The 11588-nt window shown below is 67.5% G+C and carries 14 protein-coding genes and 1 pseudogene; 10 read left to right on the plus strand and 5 right to left on the minus strand.

Annotated elements, in window-relative coordinates; genetic code table 11:
- Positions 1-63 precede the first annotated feature (63 nt).
- A complete protein-coding gene (locus AB0B66_RS38445) occupies positions 64-669 on the plus strand; it encodes a hypothetical protein (RefSeq protein ID WP_360539632.1) in 606 nt (201 codons plus the stop codon).
- A 32-nt stretch (positions 670-701) separates the two neighbouring features.
- Positions 702-1058, plus strand: coding sequence for a DoxX family protein (locus AB0B66_RS38450; protein WP_360539634.1), 357 nt, complete (start codon positions 702-704; stop codon positions 1056-1058).
- Between the two features lie 234 nt (positions 1059-1292).
- Here AB0B66_RS38450 and AB0B66_RS38455 read toward each other — a convergent pair whose 3' ends face one another.
- Entirely contained in the window at positions 1293-1673 is a 381-nt protein-coding gene (locus tag AB0B66_RS38455; protein WP_360539636.1) for a helix-turn-helix domain-containing protein, read from the minus strand.
- A 102-nt stretch (positions 1674-1775) separates the two neighbouring features.
- Between AB0B66_RS38455 and AB0B66_RS38460 the strand changes: the two genes are divergently transcribed.
- The 5 genes and pseudogenes from AB0B66_RS38460 (at position 1776) to AB0B66_RS38480 (ending at position 5170) form a co-directional block, all read left to right on the plus strand.
- Positions 1776-2282, plus strand: coding sequence for a hemerythrin domain-containing protein (locus AB0B66_RS38460; RefSeq protein ID WP_360539638.1), 507 nt, complete (start codon positions 1776-1778; stop codon positions 2280-2282).
- Positions 2275-3147 carry an LLM class flavin-dependent oxidoreductase gene (locus tag AB0B66_RS38465; RefSeq protein WP_360539640.1) on the plus strand — a complete coding sequence of 291 codons (873 nt, stop codon included), beginning with the start codon at positions 2275-2277 and terminating at the stop codon, positions 3145-3147. The genes AB0B66_RS38460 and AB0B66_RS38465 overlap by 8 nt, the downstream gene beginning before the upstream one ends.
- 26 nt (positions 3148-3173) lie before the next feature.
- Complete coding sequence (locus tag AB0B66_RS38470) at positions 3174-3758, plus strand: NAD(P)H-dependent oxidoreductase (RefSeq protein ID WP_360539642.1); 585 nt, start codon at positions 3174-3176, stop codon at positions 3756-3758.
- A gap of 458 nt (positions 3759-4216) precedes the next feature.
- Positions 4217-4540: pseudogene (locus AB0B66_RS38475) on the plus strand (transposase family protein); the annotation flags it as partial.
- Between the two features lie 195 nt (positions 4541-4735).
- Entirely contained in the window at positions 4736-5170 is a 435-nt protein-coding gene (locus AB0B66_RS38480; RefSeq protein WP_360539731.1) for a hypothetical protein, read from the plus strand.
- Between the two features lie 31 nt (positions 5171-5201).
- Here the strand turns inward: AB0B66_RS38480 and AB0B66_RS38485 are convergent, their stop codons facing one another.
- Complete coding sequence (locus tag AB0B66_RS38485) at positions 5202-5738, minus strand: alpha/beta hydrolase (protein ID WP_360539644.1); 537 nt, start codon at positions 5736-5738, stop codon at positions 5202-5204.
- A 160-nt stretch (positions 5739-5898) separates the two neighbouring features.
- Between AB0B66_RS38485 and AB0B66_RS38490 the strand changes: the two genes are divergently transcribed.
- Positions 5899-6942, plus strand: a complete 1044-nt coding sequence (locus AB0B66_RS38490) for an acyl-CoA desaturase (protein WP_360539646.1) — start codon at positions 5899-5901, stop codon at positions 6940-6942.
- Between the two features lie 337 nt (positions 6943-7279).
- Entirely contained in the window at positions 7280-7702 is a 423-nt protein-coding gene (locus tag AB0B66_RS38495; protein WP_360539648.1) for a hypothetical protein, read from the plus strand.
- 100 nt (positions 7703-7802) lie between these two features.
- Here AB0B66_RS38495 and AB0B66_RS38500 read toward each other — a convergent pair whose 3' ends face one another.
- The gene (locus tag AB0B66_RS38500) at positions 7803-8489 is read right to left on the minus strand and encodes a rhomboid family intramembrane serine protease (RefSeq protein WP_360539650.1); all 687 of its coding nucleotides are present in this window, start codon (positions 8487-8489) and stop codon (positions 7803-7805) included.
- A gap of 176 nt (positions 8490-8665) precedes the next feature.
- Here AB0B66_RS38500 and AB0B66_RS38505 point away from each other — a divergent pair, with 176 nt between their 5' ends.
- Positions 8666-8968 (plus strand): hypothetical protein, encoded by a 303-nt coding sequence (locus AB0B66_RS38505; RefSeq protein ID WP_360539652.1) that lies wholly within the window; start codon positions 8666-8668, stop codon positions 8966-8968.
- A 120-nt stretch (positions 8969-9088) separates the two neighbouring features.
- Here AB0B66_RS38505 and AB0B66_RS38510 read toward each other — a convergent pair whose 3' ends face one another.
- Both AB0B66_RS38510 and AB0B66_RS38515 read right to left on the minus strand, forming a co-directional pair.
- Entirely contained in the window at positions 9089-9406 is a 318-nt protein-coding gene (locus AB0B66_RS38510) for a hypothetical protein (protein WP_360539654.1), read from the minus strand.
- Between the two features lie 448 nt (positions 9407-9854).
- The gene (locus AB0B66_RS38515) at positions 9855-11060 is read right to left on the minus strand and encodes a hypothetical protein (protein WP_360539656.1); all 1206 of its coding nucleotides are present in this window, start codon (positions 11058-11060) and stop codon (positions 9855-9857) included.
- Positions 11061-11588: the final 528 nt, after the last annotated feature.

Genomic DNA, 11588 nt, shown 5'->3' on the forward strand with positions numbered 1-11588 from the left:
CGCTAGTGGCGGACGAGAATGGTCACACTTGCTGTGATCAACAGTTTGGTTGAGGATCGACCCATGGCAACCTACGCGGACGTAGTCAGCACCACGGCGCTCGTGGCGGCTGTGGGCACTGCTTTGATTCAGTTTCGCCAGGGAATGATCGACCGGCGCAGAATCCAGATCACGGCGACCATGATTCGAGATGCGACCGAGACGGAGGAACGAACTATATATGCATTTCACGTGACTAACTACAGCCAGGTGCCGGTCAACCTCATCGATGCGGGCTTCGAGGCAAGACGCCGACGGCGCGGTGGTGCGGTAGGAACGGCGGCGAGCATGGCTAACAACGGCCCGGACTCAATGGTAGATGGACAGCTTCTTCCAGTGGTTATTAAGCCTCAGGAGACGCTGTACTGGGAAGTCGATCGAAGATGGTTGACGGATAGGGGCTTCGAGACTTGGGATTGGATCGTCGCCTACGCTACGTCGATTCAGCAACCAGGGTTCGTAGGCAAAGCCGAGCGTGACGTCAGGTCTGTCTGCGGGCCCATGGAGCCCGATGTGCAGACCTCATCGGCCGGCGGCCGGCGGCCCCCAAAGTACGTGGTCCTCCACCGGACTCTGGTCTCACGCGTTGAATTTCCTAACCTGGACTCTGCGCGCACACAAGAAGATTGACAACGGGACTATCAGGCGGTCGCCGGTAGATCATGATTGATCTTGAGTTAGGTGGCATCTACCGAGCACTCGCCCGTGCACAAGCCGCCCCAGCGGGACCACCAATTCGATCGCCGAGGTCGCCCGCACTCTCTAACTCTTTGGGCTCTGAAAGTAGAAGTGCAGAGGAGTGCGGTCATTTGTGCAGTCGACTTCGGAAAACGACAATCGGCCTGCTCACCGGATTGCTCTGGTGGCCCGTCGGGGTGGCTGCGGCGATCGGTGTCATCCTGTACTTCGTCGGCGCGATCGCCGCCCACCTGCGCCAGAAGGACTGGGCCGTGACCCCGGCCGCCATCCTGGCGATCGCCGCAGGTGCGGCGTTGGTCCTCCGTATGAGCGCCATCTGACGGAAGTGCCCCCGCCGCCGCCGATGACCGCCGCGAGCTCAGGCATGGCATGGATGCCGACGATGTCGGGACGTAAAACCAGATGGTCCTTTGCCTAGCCGGTTCCAGATCGGCCTGCGCCGACAACACGGCTTCGCGGTGATCTCGGTGGCGGACCGACAACACGTGCGGCCGACCCGAGGGCATTCAGGCCGGCGCGGCGTCGAGGACTTCCCTCTGCGCTTGTCCCGACTGTCATCGCAGGTCAGCCGCGTCCATGAACGCCTCCGGATTGCGCACGGTCCAGTCCAGCAGCGGCTGCAGTGCCCCCATCAGCTCAAGCGCACGCGGCGTAGGCGCGTACAGAATCTGCACCGGTGTCGTAGGGATGACCTCGCGTGCCAGTAGCCCGTGGCGCTCAAGTTCCCGTAGCCGCTGCGCGAGCATCCGGTCGGAGATCCCGTCTACATAGGCCCGGTACTGGCCGAATCGTCGGGCGCCACGCTGGCCCGCCAGCATGACCATGCCGACCCAGCGGCGGCCGACGAGTTCGAGGACCGGCTGGAAGGAGCGGCACGCACTGTCGTTGGCATGGGCGCGCTGGAACGCAGTTTCAGCAGATGAAGTCGATGTCACTAACCGATTGTAAGTAGCTAAACCTAGTTTTGCCCACCTCGTAAACCGTAGGCAAGCTGGGGAAACGCGGCTTTCACCGCGACCCGACGTTAAGGGCTGGCAATGAACCACAAACGATCTACCGACAATCCACTGCTCGCGGAGCTGCAGTGGGTCCACGACATGCTCCGTCGAGACCTGACCGCCGTCCGGCGGCTCGCCGACTCCGCCGTGGCCGGGGCCAGCGCACAGTCGCTGCAGCAGGGAATCAGTGAGCTCAGGAGCAGCGGTCCACTCTTCCAGCTGAAGGTCAACTGCCTGAGCTACTGCCAATTCGTCCACCATCACCACCACTCCGAGGACGCGATGCTCTTCCCGGCAGTCCGGCAGTCGGCACCCCACCTCAAAGAAACCGTCGACCGCCTCGAGTCCGACCACCGCATCGTTTCGGACCTGCTCGACCAGGTCGAAGCCGCTGCCCGACAGCTGACCGGCGACACCGCCCTGCGCACCAAACTCGTCGAAGCGCTACGAACCCTGTCCGACCACTTGCTCGAACACCTCGCGTTCGAGGAGAACGCACTCGCCCCTGTCCTCAAATCGTGGAAGAGGTGGCCGTTCCGTGGCTGAGCCGAAGTTCGGGGTGTCCGTGACACCCACCGCGGGCAACCTGTCCGGCATGACCGGCCTGGCTCAGGACGCCGACGAAGCGGGGCTCGACTACATCGCCATGCAAGACCATCCGTACCAGCCCGGCCATCTGGACACCATGACAGCGCTCACCCATCTGGCCAGCATCACCACCCGGGTGCGGCTGATCACCGGTGTGGCCGACATGGCCCTACGCCCCGTGCCGATGCTCGCCAAAGCCGCAGCGTCGCTGGACGTGCTGAGCGCAGGACGATTCGAACTGGGCGTCGGCTCCGGCGGCTTCCCCGACGCCGTCGCGGCCATGGGCGGCAATGCCGTACGCGGTGCAGCAGCCGTCAACTTCACCTCCGAAGCACTGAAACTACTGCGCGCCGCCCTCGACGCCACACGACCGATCACCCTCGACGGCCAGCATCACCAGATCGAGGGCTACCAGCCCGGCCCGGTCCCCGCTCATCGCATGCCGGTGTGGCTGGGCGCCCAGGGTCCGCGCATGCTCTCCCTCCTCGGCGAACTTGCCGACGGCTGGATATGCCCGCTGAACATCTACGTTCCGCCCAGCGAGGTACTGGCCAAGCATCAACTCATCGACGAGGCCGCCGAGCGCGCAGAGCGGCAGCCCAAGCAAGTTCGCCGTCTCTATAACGTCATCGGAATGATCGACGGCCCCCGCCGCGGCAACGGGCTGTTCGGGTCGGCCGAGACCTGGGCGCATACCCTCGCGCAATGGGCACACGACCTGCGGTTCGACACCTTCGTCTTCTGGCCCGTCGCGGCCGAACGAGACCAACTCCAGCGATTCGCGCACGACGTGGTACCGCGAGTTCGCGAACTGACCGAGTAACAAGCAACACAGCACAGGAGATCGCAATGCTCATCCAGATCATCAACAGCACCACCCGCAACGAGCGGTTCAGCGAACGGGTCGCCAATTGGGTCGTGGAATACACCCGCCAGTACGACGGCGTCGACTTCGAGGTCGTCGACCTGCGTGATCACCCGCTGCCGTACTTCGACGGACCGAGCCCGATGTGGACTCCGGGCCAACACAGCCGCGACGATGTCGCACGGTTCGCCGCCACCGTGGACCGGGCCGACGGTTACATCATGCTCGCCGCCGAGTACAACCACGGCTACCCCGGTGTACTGAAGAACGCCATGGACTGGACCTACCAGGAGTGGCACCGCAAGCCGATCAGTTTCGTCAGCTGGGGAAACATGGGCGGCACACGCTCTGTCGAGCAGCTGCGCCAGGTAGCCGTCGAGTTCGAGATGGCACCATTGCGCCACGCGGTGCACATTCTGCCGGACATCTACATGAAGGCCATCGAGAAGGATGTGACTGACGTGAGCGCGTTCGCGCCTTCCGAGCCGTGGCTCAAGGTGCTCACCGATGACCTGCTGTGGTGGACCGCAGCGCTGAGCAAGGCCCGCGGGGAGCGTGCAGGCAACTGAGGTCGTCCTCGAGGCCGGCACCCCCACGTGAGCGTGAAACGGGTGCCGGCCTCTGCACATGGTCAAACTGCTCCAGCCCCTTCGACACGGTGTGCTCATCGCGAAGCCGCACGGCTGCCGGAGTCACCTGGTTGTGGCAACCCATGCGAGCTTCGCGGACAGGCCGCCGCGGGTGGAGACCATGACGGGCCTGAGCAGTGATCAAGTCGACCGGCTCGTCCTCGACGTCTACGCGTGCGGCGGCCTGGGCCCGGCCCGCCGTGCGCCGTCGGCCCCTACCGTGCGGTGCTGGTCGTGCTGCTCTACCTGCGCTAGAACCTGTCCCAAGCACTGCTGGCGGAACTGTTTGGCTGCTCCCGGCCGACCGTGTCCGGCTGATCGCCCGGGTCGCTTCGGTCGTCGCCCTGGTGCTGACTCCGGTCGCCGAGAGGGTCGCTGCCCGGGACTTGCGATGCACCGTGCGTGTCGACGGGTTCCTCGCACCGACCGGTGACCGGCGCAAGGACACGTACACATCCGGCATGTATTCCGGAAAACGCCACCGGTGCGGGTTCAACATTCAGGTCGTCGGCTCGTTCCACGGTCGGTTCGTGCTCACCGGAGCGCCGCAGCCAGGAGCGATGCACGACGCGAAGGCCTGGCGCGAGTCCTGGCTCGCCGCAGTCTTCGCCGATCGACTTCACGCCGACGGCGGCCCCGGCGGCTTCGCCGACACCGGCACTGAACTGTGCGTGCCCCACCGCAGACAGAACGGCCAGACCATGACCGAGTCCGCTCGCGAGTACACAACCGCGCGATCGCCTCCCGCCGTGCCAGCATCGAGCGGATCATCGCGCACCTCAAGCACTGGAAACTGCTGGCCACGGGCTACCGCGGCCTGCTCGAACGGTTCCCGATGTTCCTCAGCATCATCACAAGGCTCGAAATCTACCGAACATCATGATCGGCCCCGAGTGTCGCGCATCAGGGCCGCTCCGATGCCGTCGTCACCATGCCCAGGCGCGCCGTGGCGCGCCAACTCGGCTACCTACGTCTCCGGCGGCGGCACCGACAGCAGCGAACAGGGCCGCAGCCGGTGGGCCCGCGTCAAGGGCCGCACCGAGAACGCGGTCATCAAGACCTTCCCCAACGGGTACGCGCTACGACCCGGCTTCGTCCAACCGCTCCACGGCAAGCAGTCCAAGACGAAGGCCCACCGGCTGGCGACCCGGGCCCTGCCCGTGATCGCCGTGCTCGCCCGCCTGCTGCGCCTGACCCCGGTGCTCATGACGAGTACGAAGCAGTTGGGTCAGGTCGCCCTGGAACTGGCCAACCGCGGCCACTCCCGCCGCGTGCTGGAGAACCGCGACATCGTCAGCGTCGCGGTCGCAGCTCAGCGCACGGGCGAGCGTCCAGAACGCCAGGAGCGATAGCACGTGGCATCGTGGGCCGTGTTGTGGCAGCTCAGTCGATGATCCGGTCGAGCAGCTCGAAGGTGTCGTATGGCTGGTCGTAGTCGCCGAAATGGCCGTCGTCGCGGATGATCTGCGTGCCGCCGAGGCGCTCGAACATGGCGCGGCCCTGCGCGGCGTCGCACCCGTACGGGTCGCGGGTGGCGTTGATGAAGTAGATGTCGCGCACGTGGGCGCGGATCGCGGCCCAGTCGTACTCGGCCTGCAGCACCGGCTCGTCGGACGCGTTGGGCTTGGTCGAGTAGCCCGCCACGAGTATCGCCTGCGCAACCGTGACGTCGAGCTGTTCCAGTAGAGCCAGCAGGAACGCGGCACCGCCCGAGTGCCCGACGAGCACGGTCCGCTCATCGAATCGGTGGTTGGCCAGCACCTTCGGCAGCAGGGTGGCGACCGATTCGGCGTTCATGCCGGGATAGTGCGGGATCTCGACGGCATACCCCCGTTCACCCAGGCGCGCGCCCAGCCACGGAAACCAGAGGATCTCCGGCGACCCGCCCGTGCCGTGGAAGATGATCGCGTTCGGCTGCATAGGCCAGCACGCTACCCGGCTGCCGACCGCGCTGCTCCCGGACTGGCAGCCGTCTCGACGACCTCACACCGGTATGCGGGCCGAGGTGAGGTTGTCCCCACCTCAGGCCAGGGGGCGTGCGGGATTCCTTCCCAAGGTCACGTTCGCGAGGCTCGTAGCCATGAGTCAAACCATGATCGTGGACCGCCCTCCGGCCAGCCGGGGCAGCGACTTCGCACACCTCTCCGAGCGGATCAAGCAGGCCGGGCTGCTTGGCCGGCGACCGGGCTACTACGCGCTGCGCATCGGCCTGGTCGTCGCGGCGTACGCCGGAGCCTGGGCGGCCTTCGCGCGGCTCGGCGACTCCTGGTGGCAACTGCTCGTCGCCGCCGCGCTCGCCGTGATCTTCGCCCAGGTGGCCCTCGTCGCCCACGACCTGGCACACCGGCAGGTCTTCGCCTCCCGCAAGCCGAGCGAGATCGCCGGGCTGCTCGCCGGCAACCTCGGCATCGGCATGAGCTACGGCTGGTGGGTGGACAAGCACACCCGCCACCACGCCAACCCGAACCACGAGGACCATGATCCGGACGTCGCGCCGGACATCCTGATCTGGTCCACCGACCAGGCGCGGGCGAGCAAGGGCGTGCCCCGCTTCATCGGCCGTCACCAGGCTTATCTGTTCTTCCCGCTGCTGCTCCTGGAGGGGTTGAACCTGCACGTGTCCGGCGCGCGTGCCCTGCGCCGCCGCGGGATCCGGCACCGCGCTGCGGAGCTCACGCTGTTCACCGCGCACGTGCTCGGCTATCTCGGCGTCGTGTTCGCGATGCTGCCGCCCGGCAAGGCCGTGGCCTTCATCGCCGTGCACCAAGGGCTGTTCGGTCTCTACCTCGGCTGCACGTTCGCGCCGAACCACAAGGGCATGCCGATGGCCACCGATGACATGGACTACCTGCGCAAGCAGGTGATCACGTCGCGCGACGTGTCCGGGGGGCGTCTGGTCGACCTGGCGCTCGGCGGGCTCAACCACCAGATCGAGCACCACCTGTTCCCGAACATGCCCACGCCGAACCTGCGCCGGGCCAAACCGATCGTGCGCGCGTACTGCGACGAGATCGGGGTGCCCTACGCGGAGTCGAGCCTCGTCGCGTCGTACCGGCAGGCGCTGACGCACCTGCACCGCGTCGGGGCGCCGCTGCGGGGCGACCGTGTCGGCAGGCGTCCGTGACCGCCCGGTGCGGACGGAACGGGCTCAGACGTTGCGGGGTCGTTTCGCGGGTCCACGTAGTCCAGGAAGATCGGGCCGATCGCGGTCACCTGCGTCACGTATTCGCCGGACTTCGCCCGGTGGAAGTGCGGCGTCCCGCCTGGCAGCACGATGACCGCCCCCGGCGGGTACGCCTCCGGCCTGTCCTCGTCGAACTCTTCGCCACGGCCGATGTGGAAAACGCCGGAGATGACCGTATAGACCCGGTCCTCGTGGTGCCGGTGCGGCATCAGCCGCTCGCCCGCGGGCAGCCTGACCCGCACCCACGTAGGGAGCGGCCTCGCCCGGCTTGCCCACCATGACGGCGAGGCGGGCGCTGGGCGGGAACGCGGGAAACGGCTACGGCAACCGTGACCTGCGAGTGGGCGGGCAGAACGCGGCACTGCAGTGGAACCGCCAGTCCGACGATGCGACCCTGCCCGAGCAGAGCCCGGCCGGGGTGGCGCACAGCCGCCCGCTGCCGGTCGACCGCTGGGTGTGCGTGGAGATCCGGGTGGACGGCCCGGCCGGTCAGGTGCAGACCTGGACCGACGGCAGCGAGGTGGCGGGTCTGCGGGCGGACGGTGTGCCCACGGCCGACGTGGACCGGCAATGGCTTAGCCGCGCCGGCTGGCGTCCCGCCCTGACCGACCTGCGGCTGGGCTGGGAGAGCTACGGCGAGGGCGCCGACCGCCTGTGGTTCGACGACATCGCCTGGGGGTCCAGCCGTATCGGCTGCTGAGGCATGAGGTGCGCCGTGTCGCCGGACACGGCGCACCTCAGCGGCGGCGACGAGCGACGCGGTCCCCGGAGGGCGTCCTGATCGGACGGTACTGTGGTGATCACTGCTGCGCGGCGGGAAGCGCGGCGACGTCCCCGGCCGGGGCCCGGTAGGCGAGGGCGCCGGCGGCGAGGCCGCCGAGCAGCGCCGGTCCGTGCAGGTCCGAGACCAGCGTCAGGCCCGTGCCCACGACGAGGGCCACCAGGGTGTACGTCCACCGCGGCACCCAGTTGCGCCGGCTGATCAGCAACCCGGCCAGCACCGCGACGACCACCGGCCCGGCCGTGTAGGACCACGGGGTGTCCGGCGTCGCCGCGGCGACGACCAGTGCGTACAGCGCGCCGACCGCGGCGGCCAGCGGGTCGCGGCCGTGCCACGCGGCGACCGCGGCACCGGCGGCCAGCCCGCACAGCCCGAGCGAGCTGCCCGCGCCGACAGTGTCGAACACCATCCCGCCGACCTGTCCGAGGGCGACGCCGCAGAGGAAGAACAGCAGCCAGCGGCCGGAGCCCACGGTGCGCTCGGTCAGCCAGCCGAGCACCAGCAGGAAACCGAGATTGCTGACCGTGCCCGGCACCCCGCTGTCCTGGACCAGCGAGGACGTGACCAGCCGCCAGAGCTGGCCGTCGGCGATGAGCGCGGGGTCCCGCCGCAGGCCGGTCAGCAGGGGCGGACACGCGAACTGCAGCAGGCTCGGCAGCGCGGTCAGCAGGAAGACGACGGCGGTGACACGGGGGATTGGCCGCATCACGGCATCCTATGGCCGGCGCGCGGTCACTGCGGCCGCGTGCAAGATCTTGTAAAACTCATGCAAGTTAATGCGCCAAATGCTTGCAAGAACTTTATGTTCTCTTGTCGCGATCGACGAGTGGAGGTAAATTGATGCGTGATCACACCCCTGTTCACGTCCCAGCAGGAGGAACATTGCGCACCCTCAAATCGGCTGCCCGCATCGCCGCCGCGAGCGGCCTCATGGCAGCGAGCTTCGTCGCCGCCACCTCCGCACCGGCCGCCGCCGCCGGTTGCAACACGGGCAACACCAGCTACTCCACCTACCGGGCGGGCGCCTGCACCGGCTACCCGAGCAACTGGAAGGTCCAGGCGCGGACCGGCTGCCTCGGCGGCGGGACCGCCTACGGAAACTGGGTCCAGGTCGGCGGCTACTCCTACGCGACCTGCAGCGGCGGGCGGCAGGCCCTCGGCGGCACCTACTCCGTCAGCCCGTAACGGCCGTGCCGGCCCGTAACTGTTGACGTCGGCCGGACACGCCAGTTCGAGTCACGATCGGAAGCTCGCCGACGAGGAAGGTCGGCGAGCTTCCTCGCGGTCTGTTCCGCGAAGCCGAACCTAGGCGTCACCGACGCGGAGCACCTCGCCCATCGTCCGATGGCGACACAGCGCCCAGTCGACCGGTGTGACGACCGCGACCGCCGCCAGGAACGCGACCGCCACCAGGCCGAGCCCGGTCCACGGCAGCACCACCACCGGATCGGTGGCCTGCCCGGTCAGCAGCCGCAGCGCGAGCGGCCCGATGGTGCCGCCCGCGACCAGGGCGCCGAGCGCCGGACCGCGGCGACTGTCACCAGCGGCAGCAGCTCGCCTGCGGCGATCCGGCGGACGCGTAGCCGCAGGCCGAGGGTCCTCAGCCGGGTCGAGGTCTGCCACCGCGCCGCTGCCTCCGCGGCGGCGGCCACGGCGAGCCCGAGCAGGCCGAGCAGCACGGAGTGTGACGGCCGAGGCCGACGCGAGCCGCAGCATCCTAGCGGTGAGCGGGCCTGGCTGCGCGAGCGCAGCGTATCGATGCGCACGCGATGTCGCCGACGGCGGTGGCCATCCTCGGGCGTCATCGCGACCAAGCTGATCAACGAGCCCGCCGCGCCAGGTGAGCGGCCGATCTCGGGCGCCCGGCCCGACAGCCGGCGCGCATCGGGTACAGGTCGGTGTGCAGGCTACGGCTCAACTGCGCCCACCATGAATATGCCCACCAGGAATATGTAGCAGCGCAGCCGCAAAACGCACCACCCGGCTTCCACATCCTCACGCCGTCGGGAGCTCGCTCATCGGCCAGACTCGTTCACCACGCGCCGGAGCGCAGCATCAACCAGGTTGAACGTCACCGCGCAACGGATCTGATCCATCGTGCACAGCCCGCCTCGACCTGCGACCACGGTTTGCCGAAACCCAGGTAGTCTTCCGGTGCCCGACGCTCCCGCGCCACCAGCCTGAAGAACGTGTAGGCGGCGTCTTCCCCGTAGGTGTCGAGCAGGCAGTAGAAGGCCAGATGGCTCAGCACGTACTGGGCGTTCTCGACCCGGGATCTGTCATCAGGCGTCTTGCCGAGGGGCTTGACCTCGCTGTCGAACTTGCCATCCCAGCGTCCCGCCCTCAAGTGCTGACGCAAGCCGGACAGACGGTCGTTGGTCGTCGTTGAAGCTCCCTGGTACCCGATGAGTTCGGCTATACCTTCGGTGAGCCACTTAGGCCTGACAAGGAGCACGCAGCAGCCGGGAGTATCGATGTTGCTCACCCCGTACAGCGTGGCCAGATGCCCCAGCTCGTGGCGAAGCACGTATCCAAGATCGTAGGAGGGCCACTCGACTGCGGCGTACGGCGACGTGGACGGCTTTGCGAAGCCGGCGACCTCGTCGATGGACCGGTACCAGCGGCTCCACTGCTTCTTGCCGCCGACGAACACCAGGTAGCGGGAAGGTTTGTCCCACCTGGCGTATGGGTCGGCAACGCGTGCGGCAGCATCAGCCTCTATGAGAACCCGATCGAGGTGTGCCTCGAGATCTTTGGGAGCCGCGACGGTCACGCGCTCGCCTTGCCTGAACACCAGCTCATCAGTGTCCCAGGGCTTCGCGTCCTCGGCTGGGCCGGGCGGATCGTCGCTGAATGACGTGATCAGAACCCGGTCGCCCCGGCTCGCGAAGCCCACCGTGTACGAACCCTTTTCTCGGTCGTCGAACTTGCACTCGATCGTCGTGACGATGCAGTAGTTGACCTTGACTTTGATCTTCGCGGTCTCTCCGAAGCCGATGTCGCTGATCTCGGGCTGCCACTCACTCACACCGAGGGCATGCAGAACCCGAAAGAAGCTGGTGTACCGCGCGAGCAGTGAGGGGTTCGAAGCATCGACGTCCGCGAGCCAGCCAGCCTCGTCGCCGGCCATCATGGCCCGCCCCTGACGCTCGATCACATCTCCCGGCCGCTCCGGCCCGGTAGGCCTCGGGGGCGACGGCGTCGCCGTCTCGCGACGCCGCTCGCCGAGGGTCCCGCACGCTCCCCCGACTGCGACTGTGGCCACGAGAAGCAACACGGCAACTGACCGGTGTACCACCAGCCGGGCAGCAGCAGACCGGCGCATCGATCCAGCACGCAATGGTGGTCCCCTCCCCCGCTCGCGCACCTAGCCACTGCGCGAGTCCCGCTATCCTTGCGCACGCGTTTGCACGAGAACTCGAACACTCGACAACATCGATGATCGTAACAATTGGCTTAGACAGACCGCGACCGCGGCGCCGTCCATGCCAATTGCGCCAACGGTTCTGCCGCTTCGGCACCGTCTGCCGCAGGGTGCAGCGACTCATCCGCCTCCACGGCCGGAACTACGCTCGAGTCGCTCCCATCCTCCGCACGGTCGAGGCGCTGCACGGTGAGAGCCACCCGGATCGTGGTCACCGAGATCGACCCGGCCCGCACACCGCAAGCCGCAATGCAGGCCCGCAGGTTGTCCGGCTGTCACCGCAGCGACCCCGCCGCCGGACTACGACGCCACTGGGCAGTCCGGGCCCGCAGTACCGCAGGCGGTGTTGGAGCCGATGAAGACACCTCAAGGTGTCTTCAT

The organism is Catellatospora sp. NPDC049111, assembly GCF_040648615.1.
Taxonomy (GTDB): Bacteria; Actinomycetota; Actinomycetes; order Mycobacteriales; family Micromonosporaceae; genus Catellatospora; species Catellatospora aurea.